This is a genomic window from Agromyces sp. NPDC057865 (assembly GCF_042796995.1).
Lineage (GTDB): Bacteria > Actinomycetota > Actinomycetes > Actinomycetales > Microbacteriaceae > Agromyces.
In genome coordinates this window covers 952886-972528 of the sequence record NZ_JBHVMJ010000003.1, presented here as the reverse complement: position 1 = coordinate 972528, position 19643 = coordinate 952886, and the positions used below count along the sequence as shown (strand labels likewise).

Below are 19643 nucleotides of genomic sequence, written 5' to 3'. Positions count from 1 at the left end.
CCTCGGGCCCGATCAATACGGTTCAGTCAGGATCCCTCGAACACCCCCGATCGGGGGTGATCCTGTCGTCGGCCGCGAGGCCGTGGCCACCCCCTCATGGAGCCGAGATGACCGCACGCCCTGCCGCCGGCCACGCCCCGGCGCGAGGTTCTGCCCGCCAGTTCCTCGACGATGACGACGAGTACTTCGGACGTCAGCCCGCTCGACGCACCGACCTCCCCGACCCCGAGCAGCTGCTGCGCAGCCTCACGCACTGCGTCATCGAAGTGCTCGCCGGTGCGCGCGACCTCGAGCAACTCGCGCGCTGGGTCAACGACGACGTCTACCGCAACCTGTCGAAGCGCGTCGTGCTCGCCGCCCGCGCCCGCCGCGTGAAGGGGCAGGCGCCGCAGCGTCCGGCGTTCACCGTCGGGCGGGTGCGCACCTGCGAGCCCGCCGACGGCGTGGTCGAGGCCGTGGTGATGGTGCACCAGCGAGCACGTTCGCGCGCAGTCGCCATCCGACTCGAGGGCCTCGACCAGCGCTGGCGCGCCAGCGCCATCAGCGTCCTCTAGCGGGTCTTCGCCGTGCGCCGATCCCCGCCCGGCGCACGAACGACGGATGCGCCGCGCCCCACACCGGGGGCGCGGCGCATCCGTTCGAGCTCAGCGGCCCTTGCGGTCCTGGGCGCGCCGCTCGGCGCGGTTCTGCGGCTGGAGCTCCCCGCCGCCGCCGTCGGTGCGCTGGCCGAAGGCCCCGCGCGACGGCTCGGCCTGGGGCGCCTGCGCCTGCGCCACCGCGCGACGGGCGCGCTGCGTCGCCGCCTGCTGCACCTGGCCGCGCTGGTTGCGCACCTCGACGCCGCCCGAGTCGCTCGGCGCGGAGTAGCTCAGCCTGTCGTCCGAGGCGCCCTGGCGGCCGAGGCCCTTCGCCTCGATCGTCGCACCGGTCGCGCCCTGGGCGGCGACCTCGACCTCGAGGTTGAACAGGAAGCCGACGGTCTCCTCGCGGATCGAGCCCATCATCTGCTGGAACATCGCGTAGCCCTCGCGCTGGTACTCCACGAGCGGGTCGCGCTGGGCCATGGCCCGCAGTCCGATGCCGTCCTTGAGGTAGTCCATCTCGTAGAGGTGGTCGCGCCAGCGGCGGTCGATCACCGAGAGCACCACGCGGCGCTCGAGCTCGCGCATCGCGGGGCTGCCGAGCTGCTCCTCACGGCGCCGGTAGGCGAGCTTCGCGTCGGAGAGGATCTCGCGGCGGATGAACTCGCGGTTGATCCGACCCTTCTCCCCCGCCTCGGCGACGACCTCGTCGATCGTGATGCCGATCGGGTAGAGCGTCTTCAGCTCGGTCCAGAGCGCGTCGAAGTCCCATTCGTCTGGGTTGCCGTCGGCGGTGTGCTGGTCGAGCACCTCGTCGATGACGTTCTCGAGGAAGTTCTGCGTGCGCTCGTGCAGGTCGTCGCCCTCGAGGATGTGGCGGCGGTCGGAGTAGATCGCCTCGCGCTGGCGGTTGAGGACGTCGTCGTACTTCAGCACGTTCTTGCGGATCTCGGCGTTGCGCGCCTCGACCTGCGACTGGGCCGAGCGGATGGCGCGGGTGACCACCTTCGACTCGATCGCGACGTCGTCGGGCACCCCGCGCGACATCAGGCTCTCGGCGGCGCCGGCGTTGAACAGGCGCATGAGGTCGTCGGTCAGCGACAGGTAGAACCGGCTCTCGCCCGGGTCGCCCTGACGGCCGGAGCGGCCGCGGAGCTGGTTGTCGATGCGGCGCGACTCGTGGCGCTCGGTGCCGAGCACGTAGAGCCCGCCCGCGCCGATGACCTTGTCGGCCTCGGTCGCGACCTCGGCCTTGACGCCGTCGAAGACGCCGTCCCAGGCCGCCTCGTACTCGTCGGGGGTGTCGACCGGGCTGAGGCCGCGCTCGTGCATCTGCTGCACGGCCATGAACTCGGCGTTGCCGCCGAGCATGATGTCGGTGCCGCGGCCGGCCATGTTGGTGGCCACGGTGACCGCGCCCAGGCGCCCGGCCTGCGCCACGATCGCGGCCTCGCGCGCGTGGTTCTTGGCGTTCAGCACCTCGTGGCGCACGCCCTTCTTCGCGAGGAGCCGCGAGAGGTACTCGCTCTTCTCGACGCTCGTCGTGCCGACGAGCACGGGCTGGCCCTTCTGGTGCCGGCCGACGATGTCCTCGACGACCTGCGCGAACTTGGCCTCCTCGTTCTTGTAGACGAGGTCGGGCTGGTCCATGCGCACCATCGGCTTGTTGGTGGGGATCGGCACCACGCCGAGCTTGTACGTCGACATGAACTCGGCGGCCTCGGTCTCGGCGGTACCGGTCATGCCCGAGAGCTTCTCGTAGAGGCGGAAGTAGTTCTGCAGCGTGACGGTGGCGAGGGTCTGGTTCTCGGCCTTGACCTGCACACCCTCCTTCGCCTCGATCGCCTGGTGGATGCCCTCGTTGTAGCGGCGGCCCACGAGGATGCGGCCCGTGTGCTCGTCGACGATGAGCACCTCGCCGTTCATCACGACGTAGTCCTTGTCGCGCTTGAAGAGCGCCTTGGCCTTGATCGAGTTGTTGAGGAACGAGATGAGCGGGGTGTTCGCCGACTCGTAGAGGTTCTCGATGCCGAGGTAGTCCTCGACCTTCTCGATGCCGGGCTCGAGTACGCCGACGGTGCGCTTCTTCTCGTCGACCTCGTAATCGTCGCCGGGCACGAGACGCTGCGCGAGGCGCGCGAACTCGGTGAACCAGCGGTTCGCCTCGCCGGAGGCGGGGCCCGAGATGATGAGCGGCGTGCGGGCCTCGTCGATGAGGATCGAGTCGACCTCGTCGACGATGGCGAAGTGGTGGCCGCGCTGCACCATGTCGGCCGCCTGCCACGCCATGTTGTCGCGCAGGTAGTCGAAGCCGAACTCGTTGTTCGTGCCGTAGGTGATGTCGGCCGCGTACTGCTCGCGGCGCACGGTCGGCGTCTGGCCGGCCACGATGCATCCGGTGGTCATGCCGAGCGCGCGGAACACGCGGCCCATGAGCTCGGACTGGTAGCTCGCGAGGAAGTCGTTGACCGTGACGACGTGGACGCCGCGGCTGGTCAGCGCGTTGAGGTAGGCCGCCGTCGTGGCGACTAGGGTCTTGCCCTCACCGGTCTTCATCTCCGCGATGTTGCCGAGGTGCAGCGCCGCGCCGCCCATGAGCTGGACGTCGAAGTGGCGCAGGCCGAGCGTGCGACGGCTCGCCTCACGGACGGCCGCGAACGCCTCGGGCAGCAGGTCGTCGAGGGACTCGCCGTTGCCGTAGCGCTCGCGGAGCTCGACCGTCTCGTGCTTCAGCTCCTCGTCGCTGAGGGCCTGGAAGTCGTCTTCGAGCGCGTTGATCGCCGCTGCGTAGTTCTCGAGTCGTCGGAGGGTTCGGCCCTCGCCGACGCGCAGGACCTTTTCCAGAATCGAAGCCACGAATTGTCTCCTGTAGTCGTCGGGCGCCGCGTTCCTCGTTCGGAACGGCAGGGCGCGCCCGTCACCGCCGTGCAGACGGTCATCATAGCCATGCTAGCGGGCCGCAAGCTGGGTGCCGACGGGGAGCCCGCCGCACATGGAGCGGGCCGGAGGCGAGCCCTCGGCTCGCGTCCGGCCCGCGACGGCGCCCGGTCTCAGGCGGTGGCGCGCTCGTACTCGTCGACGGATGCGTCGGACGGGACGTCCGCGCGGTCGTCGATGCCGATCAGGCCGTAGTCCCAGCCCTTGCGGCGGTAGACGACGCTGGGCCGCCCCGTCTCGGAGTCGACGAAGAGGTAGAAGTCGTGGCCGACGAGCTCCATGAAGTAGAGCGCGTCGTCGACGGTCATGGGGGTGGATGCGAAGACCTTGCGGCGGATGACCACCGGGCAGTAGACGTCGTCCTCCTCGGTCGCCTGGGGCTGTTCCTCGACGATCGGAATGCTGCCCGTGCGCACCTGTTCGAGCACCTCGGGCGCTGCGGCCTGCACGCCGACCTCGGCGAAGCCGATGTCGGTCGCCTCGCGGAGCGAGGTCGGCCGGCGCTGGCCGCGGTGGACCTTGCGGCGGTCCTTGGCGCGGCGGATGCGCTCGAGCAGTCGGCCGAGGGCGACGTCGAACGCGGCGTACTTGTCGGATCCGTCGGCTTCCGCCCGCACGACGGGCCCCTTGCCGACCAGGGTGAGCTCGACGCGGTCGAGCCCGGTGTTGCCGTTCTTCTCGTTGTGACGACTCAGCTTGACGTCGAGGGAGATCGCCCGTTCGGCGAGATTGGTCACCTTCTCGGCCTTCTCCGCTGCGTAGGCGCGGAATCGATCGGTGATTCCCAGGTTTCGTCCAACGATGTTCAGTTCCATGACGACCTCCATCCACCGGCGTGTCACCCGGATCTGAAGGGTGGATCGACCACGCCTGTCCTGCCACCGTAGCCGGACTCGCTCGCGATGTCACGGAGTGCGTCCCGAGAAGCGACCAAGCGTCCCGGATGTCGCAGCGGGGTCTGCGCGAGCACCGCCGCGGACGCCACGGATCCGCCCGCGGCCGTCACCGCGCGGGCCGCCTCGGCGAGCGTGGCGCCCGTCGTGAGGATGTCGTCGACGAGGAGGAAGCGCCGCCCGCGGAGGTCGGCGCGGGCGACCAACGCGCCCTGCGCGTTGAGCCGGCGGGCGTCGGCGCCGAGTCCGGCCTGGTCGTCGCGGGCGCGGGCGGGCCGCAGCACGCGCGACGGTCGGATGCCGCAGCGGGCGAGCAGCGCGTCGACGGGCGCGTACCCGCGCCGCCGCATCGCGGCACGCGTCGAGGGCACGGTGCACACCTCGACGGAGCCCGACGGCAGCGCGGCGAGCGCGGCGGCGATCGACGCGGCGAGGGCTTCGGCGAGCGGCGCTGCGGCATCCGTCCTCGCGCCGTCCTTGTATGCGCCGATGACCGCCGCCGCCGCGCCCGCGTAGTCGAGGGCAGCCCAGGCCGACACGGCGTCGCGGTGCGCGAGCCGTGGCGCCGGCCGCAGGGCGGCGACGCACGCCGGACACACGGAGCGGTCGGGGTCGCCGCACCCGGCGCAGGCGACCGGCACGAGCAGCGCGAGCGCGTCGAGGGCGGAGCGGCGGACGGACGCGAGCGCGGGCATGCGACGAGCCTCGCGAACGGCGCCGCAGCCCGCGCCCGACGCCGCCTCGCGGCATCCGACCGACTCGCGTCGCACCGCTGGGGAGGACGAGAGCCGGCCGCCGGCCGCCGACCGCCGCGCGTCAGCCGGGCTGCTGCGACGCGACGAACCGGATGCCGCCCGCGCGCACCTGCCAGCCCACGCCGCTCGCCACGTCGAGGTCGCCGACGGCTGTGAGCACGCGGAGGTCGTTGTTGCCGCCGTCGATGAGCACGCCGTTCGGGGGGCCATCGCGGTCGCGGGCGAAGCCGCCGAGCTCCTGCGTGACGATGCGCGTGGCGCCGCCGTCGACTCCGGTGATCGAGGCGACGCTGCGGGAGTCGAGCCAGGCCACGTCGAGCGGCGTTCCGGCGACGTCGGCGAGCTCGAGCACGGTCGGGCCGAGCCCCACCGGCTTGCCGTCGCGTCCGCGCTCGATGGAGGCGACGACGAAGTGCGTCCGCCCGCCCTCGGAGAGCAGCGCCGCCATGCGCGTCGAGTCGCGCGAGATCTCGATCGCCGCAATCGAGGAGCCCGTCCACGGCACTGGGACCTGCTCCGAGGTGGCGTCGGGCGCGAACCACGCGAGCTGGTCGGGCGCGTCCGCGGGCACGGACCAGACGACGCCCTGCCCGTCGATCGCCGGCGTCACGAGCCCCTCGCGCGGGTCGAGCAGCACCGCCTCCTCGCCGGCGCGCACCACCCAGACGCCGTCGGCGTTCCGCACGGCGGCCGCCTCGGCGTCGAGCCCGAGAGATGCGCCGGTCGGGGTCAGCGACGCGACCTGGTCGGAGATGCCCGCGATGGGGTCGACCCCCTCGCCCGAGGTCGCGAGGTAGCCGAACGTCTCGCCGTCGTAGACGACGCTGCGGGGATCGACGCGAGGGGTCCGCACGGGCTCGGGCGTGAGCGGCGGCGCGGCCGGATCCACGCCGTTCAGCGTGAGCGCGACCGAGTCGATGTTGCGGACGCCGACGAGGCTGGCGTCGAGCTGCGCCTCCATGCGCTGCACGGTCGACAGGTCCTCGAACGCCGCGCCGACGAGCGAGACGCTCGCGACGCCGCCCGACACGGGTACGGCGGCGGGGTCGAGCTCCACGCCCTCGGGGAATGCGGAGACGACGCCCGGCGCGAGCCACTCCGCGGGCCCGGCGAGGATCGCCTGCACGATGCTCGTCTGCGCCGACTCCGGCCCCGAGAACCAGCGCACGTCGGGCACGAAGTACCCGAACGTCGGATCCAGGAAGTAGAGCGGGTACTCGCGGAACACCTGCGTGAACCCGATCTGGTCGATGAGGATCCCGGTCGGCGCGCTCGAGATGCGCCACTCGCCGTCGACCTGCTCGAACCGGTAGTCGAGCGGGATCGGCGTGCGCACGTCGGGTTCCTCGTACTGCCCGTTCTCGAGCAGCGCGGCCGCGGGGGTCGCGTCGACGCGCATGGTCGTGTCGTCGACGGTGACGAGCTCCCGATCGGCGAGCACGTCGATCGTCGCCCCGGCGTCGGCCTGCCACTCGTCGGCGAACTCGGTGGTAAGGAACTCGCGCGCGACCTGGTAGTTGTTGCGCGGGCTCAGGGCCGCGGTGATGAAGCCCTCGAGGACGTCCCGCTGGCTGGCGCCTGCCGCGGGTCCGGGCACCAGGATGTCGACGTCGTTGGCGGCGTCGGCGGGCTGCGGATCGCCCGCCTGCACCGGGCCCGAGCTCGGGATCGAGGCGCAGCCCGACAGCAGCAGTGCGATGACGGCCACGGATGCCGCGGCGAGTCCCCTACGCATCGTGCACCTCCCGCTCGGCGAGCTCGGCCTCGATCGCGCCGGTCGCGCCCGTGGGCGGCGGCCCGTCGGCGGCGGGGTCGTCGGGCTCGAGCGGCAGCGGGGACACGACCGTCGCGGCATCCGGAGTGCGCGGCAGCGTGAGGCGGAACACGGTGCCCTGTCCGGGCTTCGACCAGACGTCGAGGCCGCCGCCGTGGGCGACGGCGTCCTCGAGCGAGATCGCGAGTCCGAGGCCGGTGCCCCCGATCGTGCGGGTGCGGCTCGGGTCGGCGCGCCAGAACCGGTCGAAGACCCGCGCCGCCTCCTCCTCGGTCATGCCCATGCCGTAGTCGCGCACCGAGAGCGCGATGGCCGTCTCGTTGCTGTCGACGGCGACGACGATCGGCCGGCCCTCGCCGTGCTCGATGGCGTTGCCGATGAGGTTGCGCACGATCCGCTTGATGCGGCGCGGATCGACGTCGGCGTCGAGGTGGCCCCCCGGCGCGACCAGCCGCAGCTCGCTGCCGTGCTCGAAGGCGAGCTCGTGCATCGACTCGATCGCGTCGCCCGCGAGGTGCACGAGGTTCGTCGGCTCGGTCGCGAGCGTCACGCTGCCGGCGTCATAGCGGCTGATCTCGAGCAGGTCGGCGAGGAGTCGCTCGAACCGGTCGGTCTGCGTGTGCAGGAGCTCGACCGTGCGGGAGGTCGGCCCGGGGAAGTCCTCGCGCTGCCCGTAGAGCACGTCGCCCGCGAGGCGGATCGTGGTGAGCGGGGTGCGCAGCTCGTGCGACACGTCGGACACGAAGCGCTGCTGCATGACCGAGAGCTCGGCGAGCTCGCGGATGCGCGCCTGCAGGCTGTCGGCCATGCCGTTGAACGAGGCGGCGAGCGTCGCCAGCTCGTCCTCCCCGCGCTCGGGCATGCGCACGCCGAGGTCGCCGGCCGCGAGCCGCCGGCTCGTCGCCGCGGTCTCCCGGATCGGCTCGATGACGCCGCGCACGACGACGAGCGTGATCGCGCTGAGCAGCGCGAGCAGCGCGGCCGCGCCCACGATCCCGGTGACCTGCATGAAGGCGAGCGTCTCCTCGGCCTCGGCCAGGTTGTAGCCGAGGTACAGCTCGTAGCGACCGGCGGCCGGCACGTTCAGCGTGCTGCCGACGACGATGCCGGGGTCGGTGCCGCTGTCGGCGTTCGTCAGCGCGACCGACTGCCAGTACTGCCCGCCCGGGTTCTCCTGCACCTGCTGGCGGAGCTCGGGCGTGATGACGCCGCCGAGCCCGCGGCTGAGCTGGTCGGGCGGTGCGTTCGTGTTCACGGCCTGGCCCGGCGCGCGGAAGATGGCGTAGTCCGAGCTCCCCGAGATGCTCGTGATCGTCGAGACCGCGTCGCCCATCAGGGACTGCAGCGACGCCCGGTCCGCGGCAGCCGACGAGTCGAGGATGCTCTGCGCGGCGGCGGTGGCGTTGTTCGAAGCCTCGAGCACGCTCTCGCGCTGCGCCTGGAACAGGTTCGAGGCCACGCTGAACGAGATGTAGAGGCCGATCACGAGGATCGCGAGCCCCGACAGGCCGAGCGTGATGATGACCGTCCGGAACTGCAGCGAGCGCCGCCAGAGTGCGGCGAGCCGACGCGGCACCTCCCGCCACGGGCCCGCGGCGAGGAGTTTGGAGGTGTCGGCCGCAGACATCCCGACCGGCCTACGTCGTCGCGCCGGCCCGGTAGCCGACGCCGCGCACGGTCATGACGATGCGCGGATTGTCGGGGTCGTGCTCGACCTTCGCGCGGAGCCGCTGCACGTGCACGTTCACGAGCCGGGTGTCGGCCTTGTAGTGGTACCCCCAGACCTGCTCGAGCAGCATCTCGCGCGTGAAGACCTGCTGCGGCTTCGACGCGAGGGTGAGGAGGAGGTCGAACTCGAGGGGGGTGAGGTTGATGCGCTCGTCGCCGCGGCGCACCTCGTGGCCGGCCGCGTCGATCGTGAGGTCGCCGACGGCGAGCGTCTCGACGACCGGCTCGGGCGCCGGCCGCAGGCGCGTGCGGATGCGGGCGACGAGCTCCTTGGGGTTGAACGGCTTCACCATGTAGTCGTCGGCGCCGGACTCGAGGCCCTTGACCACGTCGGCCGTGTCGGTCTTGGCCGTGAGCATGATGATCGGCGTGCCGGACTCCGCGCGGATGCGACCGCACACCTCGATGCCGTCGATGCCGGGCAGCATGAGGTCGAGCAGCACGAGGTCGGGCTTCGACTCGCGGAACGCCGCGAGCGCACCGGAACCGTCGGCGCAGAACACGGGTTCGAAGCCCTCCGTGCGCAGCACGATGCCGATCATCTCCGCGAGGGCCGTGTCGTCGTCGACGACGAGTACGCGTGGGGTCATCCGTCCGGTCTCCGTCTGGGCCCGCGAGGGCAGGCCACTGGTGGCTCCACTGTATCCGCTCCAGGCCGTGAGTCGCCCGGAAGCGCGCTGGACGCCGCCTGCGCGCCGAACCCGCCTCGCAGCGGGTCGCGGCGCCGCTCGACGGCCCTCGCCGACCGGAAATATGCGAGCATGGGGACACCCCGCCGGAAGGAGCGCATGCAGGTGTCCGATCACGATTGGCAGGCACCCGGCGCACCGGCGCCGCGCTCGAACGAATCGGATGCCGCTGAGCCCGCGCCCGACGACGCATCCGGGCCGCCCGCGCCTCCGTCCGGCCCCGCCGCGGCACCGCCGCCGCCGCCCGTTCCGCCCGCGTACCCGCCACCCTCCGGCCAGCGGGTGTACGGGCAGCCGACCTACGGACAGCCGGCGTATCCCCCGCCGCCGGCCCCGGGCCAGCCGGCCTACGGCCAGCCCGCCTACGGGCAGCCCGCCTACGGGAACCCCGCCTACGCGGAGCCGTCGTATGCCGCACCCGGCACGTACCCTCCCACCGCGCCCGGCGGGTGGACGCCGCCGCCCAAGCCGGGCCTGCTCCCGCTCCGCCCGCTCGGGTTCGGCACGCTGCTCTGGGCGCCGTTCCGCACCCTGCGACGCAACCCGGCCGCCACGTTCGGCAGCGGCCTCGTCGTGCAGCTCGTGTCGGTCGTCGCGACGGCCGCCGTGTTCGTCCCGTTCTTCCTCTACACGTTCTCCCGCATCGAGGGCGCGACGGCGGACGATCTCGACGCCATCACGTCCGGCACGGTCGGCGCGCTGCTGCTGCTCTTCCTCGTGCCCGTCGGCATCTCGCTCGTCGCGAGCGCCTTCCTCCAGGGCGTCATGGTCGTCGACGTCGCGACCGGCACGGTCGGCGACCGCCTCGGCTTCGCGGCCCTGTGGAAGCGGGCCGCGAAGCGGATCGGTCCCCTCATCGGCTGGACGCTGCTCGTCGGGCTCGCGCTCATCGTCGGCGTCGCGTTCCTGGTGCTCATCGTCGTGCTCGCGGCATCCGTCTCGACGACCGGGCTCGTCGTCGGCATCGTCATCGCGGTGCTGCTCGGCCTCGGCCTCGCCGTGCTGGGAGCCTGGATCGGCGTCAAGCTCTCGCTCGTGCCGAGCGTCATCGTGCTCGAGCACGCGGGCATCCGCCAGGCCGTGGCACGCTCGTGGCGGCTCACCGACGGGTACTTCTGGCGCACGTTCGGCGTGCTCCTGCTCGTCGGGGCCATCCTCAACTTCGCCGCCCAGGTCGTCGTGCAGCCGGTCTCGATCGTCGGCACCCTGCTCGGGGTCGTGATCGACCCCACCGGCACCGGCGCGTACCTCACCATCACGATCATCACGACGGTGGTCACCACGGTGCTGTCGCTGCTCATCGGCGCGATCACGGCGGTCGTGCAGGCCGCGCTCGTCGCCGTCATCTACATCGACCTCCGCATGCGCAAGGAGGGTCTCGACCTCGAGCTCCAGCGATTCGTCGAGCGTCGCGAGGCCGGACAGCCGAGCGACGACCCGTACCGTGCACCCGCCCCGGAGGCGCCGGCGGCCGGAAGCGAGCAGCCGGCGACGTGGTCCTGATCCCGCACTTCGAGATCCCGCTCGATCCCGACGCGCCCGAGGCGCGACGCTGGGTCGTCGAGGAGCTCTCGAAGCCCGAGTACGCGAGTGCGCAACCGACGCCGTTCGACCTCGCGATGCAGGCGATCCGCGACTGGATCGCGAGCCTCTTCGAGGGCGCGACGGGCGTTCCCGGCCCGCTGCTCGCCCTGCTCGCCGTGATCGTGGTGGCCGTGCTGCTCGTCGTCGCGCTCCTCGTGTACGGCCTCCCCCGCCTGCGTCGGCGCCGGCGCGCGGTTGCGCCGCTCTTCGACGACCACGACCTGCGCGACCTCCGCACGCTCCGCCGCGCCGCCGAGGCGGCCGCCGGGTCGGAGGACTGGGCGCTCGCGATCGAGGAGCGCTTCCGGGCGATCGTGCGGGGCGTCGTCGACCGCGACCTCGTGCAGGTGCATCCGGGCACGACGGCGCACGGCTTCGCGGATGCCGCGGGCCGCCCGCTGCCCGCGCACGCCGAGGCGCTGCGGGCGGCCGCCGCCGACTTCGACGCGGTGCGGTACCTGGGTCGTGCGGGTTCGCGCGAGCGCTACGAGGCGATCGTGCGCCTCGACCTCGCCGTGGAGGCGGCCGTGCCCGAGCACGCCGGGACGGCGGGGGCGCCGGCATGACCGTGACCGCACCAGCCGCGTCCCCCGCCCCCGCATCCGCCGACGGCTCGCCGACCGCCGAGGCCCTCACGCCGACGGTCCGCGAGCAGCTGCGGCGACGGCGCCCGTGGATCGTGATCGGGATCGTGCTCGTCGTGGGCGCCCTCGTGCTCCTCGTGGTGCAGGGCGGCGTCCGCGCGCCTGGCCCACTGCTCGGTCCGGCCAACGCCGCGCCCGCCGGGTCGAAGGCCCTCGTCGAGGTGCTGCGCCAGCAGGGCGTCGAGGTGACCGAGGCCTCCTCGCTCGACGCCGCCGTCGACCTCGCGCACGGCGGCGCCACGGTGCTGCTCTCCGACGAGCTGGGCATCCTCGACGCCGACGGCCTCGGCGAGCTCGCCGCGGCATCCGACCGGCTCGTCGTCGTCGAGCCCGGGTTCGCGGCCCTGCGCACGCTCGCCCCGGGCGTGCGGCTCGGCGGGGTCGCGAGCGGCGCGCTCGACGACGTGGCCTGCGACGTGCGGCCCGCCCAGCGAGCCGGCGAGCTGTCCGACGGGCAGCGGCTCGTCACCGTCGACGACGAGGCGGCGGCGGAGGGCTGGCAGGGGTGCTTCCGCGACGGCGAGGCATTCGCCGTGGCCGCCGGACCGGGTCCGTCGGGCGCCGAGGTCACGATCGTCGCCGCGACCACCGTGTTCGAGAACGAGCACGTCGACGAGGCGGGCAACGCCGCGCTCGCGATCGGGCTGCTCGGGGCATCCGCGGAGCTCGCCTGGTACCTCCCCGGCCCGGCCGACGCCGACGCCGGGTCCGCGCCGACGATCGCCGAGCTCACGCCCGGATGGGTGAGCCCGGTGCTCGTGCTCGTCATCGTCGTGACCGTCGTCGCCGGCATCTGGCGGGGACGACGCTTCGGACCGCTCGTCGTCGAACGCCTGCCCGTGCAGGTCCCGGCCGGCGAGACGAGCGAGGGACGGGCGCGGCTCTATGCGCGCGGCTGCGCGCGCGGGCACGCGCTCGACCAGCTGCGCATCGGCGCGGTCGGGCGCATCGCGTCGGTCCTGAAGCTGCCGCGATCGGCACCGGCGCACGCGGTCGCGGAGGCCGCGGCGGTCGCGACCGGACGCGACGCGGCATCCGTCGCCCGACTGCTCATCGGCACCGAGCCCGCCGGCGATCGCGAGCTCGTCGACCTCGCGGTGGAGCTCGACCGACTCGAGCACGAGGTCGCGGACTCCGTGCGACCCGCGTCCGCCGGCCCGGCCGGCTCCGACTCCGACTCCGACGACCGACCGCACCCGACAGGAAGGCGACCATGACCGACGCGACCACGACCACCGACCAGGAGCTGCGCGCCGCGCTGAACCGCGTGCGCACCGAGGTCGGCAAGGCCGTCGTGGGCCAGGACGGCGCCGTGACGGGCCTCATCATCGCCCTGCTCACGCGCGGCCACGTGCTGCTCGAGGGCGTGCCGGGCGTGGCGAAGACGCTGCTCGTGCGCACGCTCAGCCGCACTCTGCGACTCGACACCCGTCGCCTGCAGTTCACGCCCGACCTCATGCCCGGCGACGTGACGGGCTCGCTCGCCTACGACCCGCGCACGGGCGAGTTCGCGTTCCGCGAGGGGCCGGTGTTCACGAACATCCTGCTCGCCGACGAGATCAACCGCACGCCGCCGAAGACGCAGTCCGCGCTGCTCGAGGCCATGGAGGAGCGCCAGGTCTCGGCCGACGGCGTGACCCGGCCGCTGCCCGTCCCGTTCATGGTCGCGGCCACGCAGAACCCCATCGAGTACGAGGGCACGTACGCGCTGCCCGAGGCGCAGCTCGACCGCTTCCTCCTGAAGCTCGTGCTCGACGTGCCCGAGCGCGACGCCGAGGTGTCGCTCCTCCGCCGGCACGCCGACGGCTTCGATCCGCACGACCTCGCGGCCGCGGGCGTCACGCCCGTGCTCGGCGCCGAGGAGCTCGCTGCGGCGCGTGCCGCCGCGGCATCCGTCCGCGTCTCCGACGACGTGCTCGCGTACGTCGTCGACCTCGCCCGCGCCACGCGCCGGAGCCCGTCGATGCGGCTCGGGGTGAGCCCGCGTGCGACGACGGGCCTCCTCGCGGCCTCGAAGGCGTGGGCATGGCTCACGGGCTACGACTCGCTCACGCCCGACCACGTGCAGGCGATGCTCCTGCCGGTGTGGCGGCACCGAGTGCAGCTTCGGCCCGAGGCCGAGCTCGAGGGCGTGGCCGTCGACGCCGTGCTGCGCTCGATCGTCCAGCAGGTGCAGGTGCCCCTCTGACATGGCGGTCTCCGGTCGGTTCGCGCTCCTCGTCGCGCTCGGGGTGGTCCCCGTCGTCGCGGCGGGCCTCGGCGACGCCGGCGCGGCGTGGCTCGCGCTGGTTGCGTGGCTCGGGCTCGCGCTCGTCGCGGGCATCGTGGACCTGTCGCTCGCGGCGTCGCCGCGACGCGTGATCCTCGAGCGCGGCCTGCCCGACCGGGTGCGGCTCGGCGAGACCGTGACGGCCGAGCTCGCCCTGCAGCACACGGGCCCGCGGATGCTGCGGGCCACCGTCCGCGACGGCTGGGAGCCCTCGGCCGGGGTCGCCGGCCCCAACCGCACGCGCCTGCGCATCCCGCCGGGTGAGCGGCGGCGGATGACGCTCCAGCTCACGCCGTGGCGCCGCGGGGACCGTCGGGTCGAGCACGTGACGATCCGCTCGGCCGGACCGCTCGGCCTCTGGTCGCAGCAGGCGACGCTCGCCGCCCCCGGCCGGATCCGGGTGCTGCCGCCCTTCCGCTCGCGCGCGCACCTCCCGTCGCGGCTCACGCGGCTGCGCGAGCTCGACGGTCGCACGCCGCTGCTCATCCGCGGCCAGGGCACCGAGTTCGACTCGATCCGCGAGTACGTTCGCGGCGACGACATCCGCTCGATCGACTGGCGTGCGACCGCCCGCCACGCGAACCTCGAGGTGCCCGGCAGCGCACGCCTCATGGTGCGCACGTGGCGTCCCGAGCGCGACCGGCGCATCGTGATCGTGGCCGACACGTCGCGCACCGCCGCGGCCCGCATCGCCGACGAGCCACGGCTCGACACCGCGTGGGAGTCGACGCTGCTGCTCTCGGCGCTCGCGTCGCACGCCGGCGACCGGATCGACTTCCTCGCGTGGGACCGGCGCGTGCGCGGCCGCGTGCACGGTGCGAGCGGCGCCGAGCTGCTCGCCCGGCTCGTCGACACCATGGCCGGCATCGAGGCGGAGCTCATCGAGGCCGACTGGGCCGCGGTGCCGGGACACATCCGACGCACCACGAGCCGACGCGCGCTCGTGGTGCTCCTCACCGCCGCGGACTCCCCCGGCAGCGCGCGGAGCCTGCTCACGGTGCTGCCGCAGCTCACGGCCCGGCACCTCGTCGTCGTGGCGTCGGTCGCCGACCCCGACGTCGTCGCGGCCTCGCGGGAACGGAGCTCGCTCGACGACGCCTACCGCGCCGCGGCCGCCGAGCGGAGCCTGCTCGACGCCGACCGCGTGGCGGCGGCGATCCGGCGCCTCGGCGCGCTCACCGTGTCGGCTCCGCCGCAGGACCTCCCGCCGGCCCTCGCCGACCTCTACCTCGAGCTCAAGGCGGCCGGCCGGCTGTAGCTTCACGACACGGGCGACAGGGCGTCGACGCCCGGCGACACGCGGCGACGCACGGCGTCGATTCGCGACATCCGCGCGAGCCGCCCCTCGCCCCCGCGCCGCCCGTCGATATGGTCGCTGTGGGGCGCCGACGGGGGTGTGGGCGCCCCTTCTCCATGCGCGCGTCCGGCGCGCCGATCGACCCCGTCCTGGAAGCCCTACGAAAGGAACCGCCATGTCCGACACGGCACCCGCGACCGCCGCGCCGTCGTTCGCCGAGGAGCTCGCCGCTCCCTCCCTCGTCCAGCGCCTCACCGCCGAGCTCCTCGGCACCTTCATCCTCGTGTTCGGCGTGATCGGCACCGCGATCTTCGCGGCCGGTTTCGCGGCCGGGGAGGGCAACCTCAACGTCGGCTTCCTCGGCGTCGCGCTCGCCCTCGGGCTGAGCGTCGTCGTGGCCGCGTACGCGTTCGGCCCCGTCTCGGGCGGACACTTCAACCCGGCCGTGACGCTCGGGCTCGCGGTGGCCCGCCGGTTCGCGTGGAAGGACGTGCTCGGCTACCTCGCCGCGCAGGTCGTCGGCGGCGTCCTCGCCACCACGCTGCTGCTCGGGGTGCTGTCGACCGGCCCGCTGTTCGACGTCCTCGTCTTCCGCGGGGCGTCGACGGGCTACGACGAGCTGTCGCCCGGCGGCTTCGGCCTCGTCTCGGTGTTCCTCATCGAGACGATCGCGACCGGCGTGTTCCTCTTCGTCATCCTCGGCGTGACCCACGCGCGGGCCACGGCCGGCTTCGCCCCGCTGGCGATCGGCCTCACGCTCACCGTCCTCGCCCTCGTGGCGATCCCCGTGTCGAACGCCTCGTTCAACCCCGCCCGCTCGATCGCGACCGCGATCTACGGCGGCACCGAGGCGCTCGTGCAGCTGTGGGTCTCGATCGCGGCGCCCATCCTCGGCGCGATCATCGCGGGCGCGATCTTCAGGGCCGTCTTCGAGCGGCCGGCGAAGCTCACGGCGTAGTCGGCGATCGCCGACGCGAGCAACGACGCGGCGGATGTCCCCCACGGGGCATCCGCCGCCGTCGTCTTGCGGCTCAGCCCGCCACGATGCGGCTCGCGCCCGCGTCGAACTCGACGAGGTCGCCCGTCTCGCCGGCGCGCCACGCCCGGCCGCCGAGCACGAGCATGTACGCGAGGAAGCCGCCGAACGCGAGCACGCCGATGCCGATCTTCACGGGCCACGGCCACGGCGCTGGCGTCACGAAGCCCTCGATGAGGCCCGAGACGAAGAGGAAGAACACGAGGCCGATCGCCACGGTGAACAGCGACCGCGCATCCTCGGCGAGCGCGACGCCGCGGGTGCGCGGTCCCGGCGCGACCCAGGCCCAGAAGATACGGAGGCCCGCCGCCGCCGCGACGAACACGCAGGTGAGCTCGAGCAGGCCGTGCGGGGTGATGTAGAGGAAGAAGGTGTCGGCCTCGTCGTAGGCGAACATGATCGCCGCCGTGAGGCCGAGGTTCTGCGCGTTCTGCAGGATGACGTAGGGCACCCACACGCCGAGGATCCCGAACGCGATGCACTGCGCGGCGATCCACGCGTTGTTCGTCCAGACCGAGCCCGCGAACGACGCGGCCGGGTTCTCGGAGTAGTACGCGGCGAAGCCCTCGTCCGCAAGCTGCTGCAGTTCCTCCTCGGTGCCGAGGTTCGCGAGCACGCGGGGGTCGCCCGACACCCACCACGCGTACAGCGCGGCCACGACGAACGTGACCACCGCCACCGCCAGCGTGATCCAGCGCAGGCGGTACAGCGCCGCCGGCAGGCTCACGAGGGCGAACCGGGTGAACTGGCGCAGCGGGTTCTCGGGAGTTCCCGTGAACCGCAGCCGCGCCTTCGCGAGGCTCACCGACAACCGGTCGCCGAGCGCCGTCGACCCGGCCGTGGTCTGCACGAGCGAGAGGTCGGATGCCGCGTGCTGGTAGCGCTCGATGAGCTCGTCGACGCCAGGGCCGTCGAGCCGGCCCGACCGCGAGAGCGCGTCGAGCCGCTCCCAGTCGTCATGGCGGGCGGAGGCGAGCGCGTCGAGGTCCATCTGCTTGAATACTACCCATGGCCGATCCGCCCGAATCCCGCAGCCGGGCGGCCCGTTTCGACGACGAGTCCCTCGTCACGGGCGAGGCCGTCGCGCTTGACCTGCGGCCCGCGAGCGCCTTGATCCGGGCGGGCGGCGCCGCCCTCGACGTACTGCTCACGGTGGTCGTCATCGTCGCGATGCTGCTGGCCCTCGCCGGCCTCTCGCTCGACGAGGCGGCGTTCCGGGCGATCATGATCGCGACGCTCGTGTTCGCCATCGTCGTGCTCCCGACGGCCATCGAGACCGCCTCGCACGGCCGGTCGGTCGGCAAGCTCGTGATGGGCCTGCGCGTCGTGCGCGACGACGGCGGCGGCACCGGCTTCCGCCACGCGTTCATCCGCGCACTCACCGGCGTCATCGAGATCTACCTCACGTTCGGCGGGCTCGCGGTGCTCGTCGGCTTCCTGAACCCCTCGTCGAAGCGCCTCGGCGACATCCTCGCCGGCACGCACGCCCAGGTCGAGCGGGTCCCCAAGGTGCCGTCGACCGCGTTCGGCGTCCCGCCTGAGCTCGTCGCATGGGCCGCGACCGCCGACGTGGCGCGCCTGCCCGACCCGCTCGCCCGCCGGGTGGCCTCGTTCTTCGAGAACGTGCACCACCTCGTGCCCGAGAGCCGGGCACGGCTGGCCCGATCGCTCGCCGCCGAGGCGGCGCCCTTCGTGTCGCCGCTGCCGGCCGCCGATCCCGAGCGGTTCCTCGCCGCGGTCGTCGCGCTCCGGCGCGACCGCGACCTCACGGCGCTCCGCCTCGAGGACGCCCGCATGGCGTCGCTCGCGCCCGTGCTCACGGCGACGCCCGTCGGCTTCCCCGATCGGTGACGAGCGGGTGCCGCGGGCTCGCGGCATCCGTCACCTGGTCAGTACCGGTAGTGGTCGACCTTGTACGGGCCCTCGACCGGCACGCCGATGTACGCGGCCTGCTCGGGCGTGAGCTCGGTGAGCTCGACGCCGAGCGCGTCGAGGTGCAGGCGCGCGACCTTCTCGTCGAGGTGCTTCGGCAGCACGTAGACGCCGACGGGGTAGGCGTCGGGCCGCGTCCACAGCTCGAGCTGGGCGAGCACCTGGTTCGTGAACGAGTTCGACATGACGAACGACGGATGCCCCGTCGCGTTGCCGAGGTTCATGAGGCGTCCCTCGCTGAGCACGAGCAGGCTGCGCCCGTTGGGCAGGCGCCACTCGTGCACCTGGGGCTTGATCTCGATGCGCTCCGCGCCGGCGAGCGACTCGAGGCCGGCCATGTCGATCTCGTTGTCGAAGTGCCCGACGTTCGCGACGATCGCGAGGTGCTTGAGGCCGAGCAGGTGCTCGACGCGCACGACGTCCTTGTTGCCCGTGCCGGTGACGAGGATGTCGATCTCGCCGATGACCGACTCGAGGCGCGAGACCTGGTAGCCGTCCATCGCGGCCTGCAGCGCGTTGATCGGGTCGATCTCGCTCACGATCACGCGCGCGCCCTGGCCGCGCAGCGCCTCGGCCGCGCCTTTGCCGACGTCGCCGTAGCCGGCGACGAACGCGACCTTGCCGCCCATGAGCACGTCGGTGGCGCGGTTCAGGCCGTCGGGCAGCGAGTGCCGGATGCCGTACTTGTTGTCGAACTTCGACTTCGTGACCGAGTCGTTCACGTTGATCGCCGGGAAGAGCAGCTCGCCGCGCGCGTGCAGCTCGTAGAGGCGGTGCACGCCGGTCGTGGTCTCCTCGGTGACGCCCCGGATCTCGGCGGCGATGCGCGTCCACCGGTCGGGCGACAGCTCGAGCGAGCGGCGGAGCGTGTCGAGCACGACGCGGAACTCGTGGCTCGTGGCATCCGTCGCCTCAGGCACGGCGCCGGCCGCCTCGAACTCGCGACCGTGGTGCACGAGCAGGGTGGCGTCGCCGCCGTCGTCGAGGATCATGTTCGGGCCGATCCAGTCGGCGCCGGCCTCCGCCGCCTCTCCGGTCCAGTCGAAGATGCGGTCGGTGCACCACCAGTACTCCTCGAGCGTCTCGCCCTTCCAGGCGAAGACCGGGACGCCCGTGGGGTCGTCGACCGTGCCGTCGGGGCCGACGACGACCGCGGCGGCCGCCTCGTCCTGCGTGGAGAAGATGTTGCAGCTCGCCCAGCGCACCTGCGCGCCGAGCGCGACGAGCGTCTCGATGAGGACGGCCGTCTGCACGGTCATGTGCAGGCTGCCCGCGATCCGGGCGCCGGCGAGGGGCTTCGACGCCCCGAACTCGGCGCGGAGCGCCATGAGCCCCGGCATCTCGTTCTCGGCGAGGCGGAGCTGGTGGCGGCCGGCCTCGGCGAGCGAGAGGTCGGCGACCTTGAAGGGCAGGGCGGTGGTGACGGGCGCATCCATGCCCACCATTGTGACAGGCTCTTCCGTGGTGTCACCGTTCTCAGGAGGCGCCTGCTCCGAACCACCCGTTCTCAGGACGAATCGCCCC

The 19643-nt window shown here is 73.0% G+C and carries 16 protein-coding genes; 8 read left to right on the top strand and 8 right to left on the bottom strand.

Annotation, left to right across the window (positions count from 1 at the left end):
* Nucleotides 1-107: 107 nt before the first annotated feature.
* On the top strand, nucleotides 108-554 hold the full coding sequence (locus ACFVN5_RS17415) for an Rv3235 family protein (protein ID WP_376956687.1): 447 nt from the start codon (nucleotides 108-110) through the stop codon (nucleotides 552-554).
* A gap of 90 nt (nucleotides 555-644) precedes the next feature.
* Here ACFVN5_RS17415 and secA read toward each other — a convergent pair whose 3' ends face one another.
* The 6 genes from secA to mtrA form a co-directional block, all read right to left on the bottom strand.
* The gene (gene secA, locus ACFVN5_RS17410) at nucleotides 645-3437 is read right to left on the bottom strand and encodes a preprotein translocase subunit SecA (protein ID WP_376956685.1); all 2793 of its coding nucleotides are present in this window, start codon (nucleotides 3435-3437) and stop codon (nucleotides 645-647) included.
* Nucleotides 3438-3631: 194 nt separating this feature from the next.
* Nucleotides 3632-4333 (bottom strand): ribosome hibernation-promoting factor, HPF/YfiA family, encoded by a 702-nt coding sequence (gene hpf / locus ACFVN5_RS17405; protein WP_376956683.1) that lies wholly within the window; start codon nucleotides 4331-4333, stop codon nucleotides 3632-3634.
* Between the two features lie 23 nt (nucleotides 4334-4356).
* Nucleotides 4357-5106: a ComF family protein gene (locus ACFVN5_RS17400; protein WP_376956681.1), complete on the bottom strand. Its 750-nt coding sequence runs from the start codon at nucleotides 5104-5106 to the stop codon at nucleotides 4357-4359.
* Between the two features lie 121 nt (nucleotides 5107-5227).
* Complete coding sequence (locus ACFVN5_RS17395; protein ID WP_376956679.1) at nucleotides 5228-6901, bottom strand: GerMN domain-containing protein; 1674 nt, start codon at nucleotides 6899-6901, stop codon at nucleotides 5228-5230.
* Nucleotides 6894-8567, bottom strand: a complete 1674-nt coding sequence (gene mtrB, locus ACFVN5_RS17390; RefSeq protein ID WP_376956677.1) for an MtrAB system histidine kinase MtrB — start codon at nucleotides 8565-8567, stop codon at nucleotides 6894-6896. The genes ACFVN5_RS17395 and mtrB overlap by 8 nt, the downstream gene beginning before the upstream one ends.
* A 10-nt stretch (nucleotides 8568-8577) precedes the next feature.
* Complete coding sequence (mtrA, locus tag ACFVN5_RS17385; RefSeq protein WP_376956675.1) at nucleotides 8578-9258, bottom strand: MtrAB system response regulator MtrA; 681 nt, start codon at nucleotides 9256-9258, stop codon at nucleotides 8578-8580.
* Nucleotides 9259-9462: 204 nt separating this feature from the next.
* On the opposite strand from mtrA, the gene ACFVN5_RS17380 reads away from it, so the two are divergent.
* The 6 genes from ACFVN5_RS17380 (at nucleotide 9463) to aqpZ (ending at nucleotide 16109) form a co-directional block, all read left to right on the top strand.
* Complete coding sequence (locus ACFVN5_RS17380) at nucleotides 9463-10860, top strand: hypothetical protein (protein ID WP_376956673.1); 1398 nt, start codon at nucleotides 9463-9465, stop codon at nucleotides 10858-10860.
* Nucleotides 10851-11507 carry a DUF4129 domain-containing protein gene (locus ACFVN5_RS17375; RefSeq protein ID WP_376956670.1) on the top strand — a complete coding sequence of 219 codons (657 nt, stop codon included), beginning with the start codon at nucleotides 10851-10853 and terminating at the stop codon, nucleotides 11505-11507. The genes ACFVN5_RS17380 and ACFVN5_RS17375 overlap by 10 nt, the downstream gene beginning before the upstream one ends.
* Nucleotides 11504-12802 (top strand): DUF4350 domain-containing protein, encoded by a 1299-nt coding sequence (locus tag ACFVN5_RS17370; RefSeq protein WP_376956668.1) that lies wholly within the window; start codon nucleotides 11504-11506, stop codon nucleotides 12800-12802. The genes ACFVN5_RS17375 and ACFVN5_RS17370 overlap by 4 nt, the downstream gene beginning before the upstream one ends.
* Nucleotides 12799-13773 carry an AAA family ATPase gene (locus tag ACFVN5_RS17365; protein WP_376956666.1) on the top strand — a complete coding sequence of 325 codons (975 nt, stop codon included), beginning with the start codon at nucleotides 12799-12801 and terminating at the stop codon, nucleotides 13771-13773. The genes ACFVN5_RS17370 and ACFVN5_RS17365 overlap by 4 nt, the downstream gene beginning before the upstream one ends.
* 1 nt (nucleotide 13774) lies before the next feature.
* Nucleotides 13775-15112: a DUF58 domain-containing protein gene (locus ACFVN5_RS17360; RefSeq protein ID WP_376956665.1), complete on the top strand. Its 1338-nt coding sequence runs from the start codon at nucleotides 13775-13777 to the stop codon at nucleotides 15110-15112.
* 214 nt (nucleotides 15113-15326) lie between these two features.
* The gene (gene aqpZ, locus ACFVN5_RS17355; protein WP_376956663.1) at nucleotides 15327-16109 is read left to right on the top strand and encodes an aquaporin Z; all 783 of its coding nucleotides are present in this window, start codon (nucleotides 15327-15329) and stop codon (nucleotides 16107-16109) included.
* A gap of 73 nt (nucleotides 16110-16182) precedes the next feature.
* Here aqpZ and ACFVN5_RS17350 read toward each other — a convergent pair whose 3' ends face one another.
* Nucleotides 16183-17178, bottom strand: a complete 996-nt coding sequence (locus ACFVN5_RS17350; protein ID WP_376956661.1) for a stage II sporulation protein M — start codon at nucleotides 17176-17178, stop codon at nucleotides 16183-16185.
* A 17-nt stretch (nucleotides 17179-17195) separates the two neighbouring features.
* On the opposite strand from ACFVN5_RS17350, the gene ACFVN5_RS17345 reads away from it, so the two are divergent.
* On the top strand, nucleotides 17196-18038 hold the full coding sequence (locus ACFVN5_RS17345; protein WP_376956659.1) for an RDD family protein: 843 nt from the start codon (nucleotides 17196-17198) through the stop codon (nucleotides 18036-18038).
* A gap of 38 nt (nucleotides 18039-18076) precedes the next feature.
* On the opposite strand, the gene ahcY is transcribed toward ACFVN5_RS17345, so the two are convergent.
* Nucleotides 18077-19555: an adenosylhomocysteinase gene (gene ahcY, locus ACFVN5_RS17340; protein ID WP_376956657.1), complete on the bottom strand. Its 1479-nt coding sequence runs from the start codon at nucleotides 19553-19555 to the stop codon at nucleotides 18077-18079.
* Nucleotides 19556-19643: the final 88 nt, after the last annotated feature.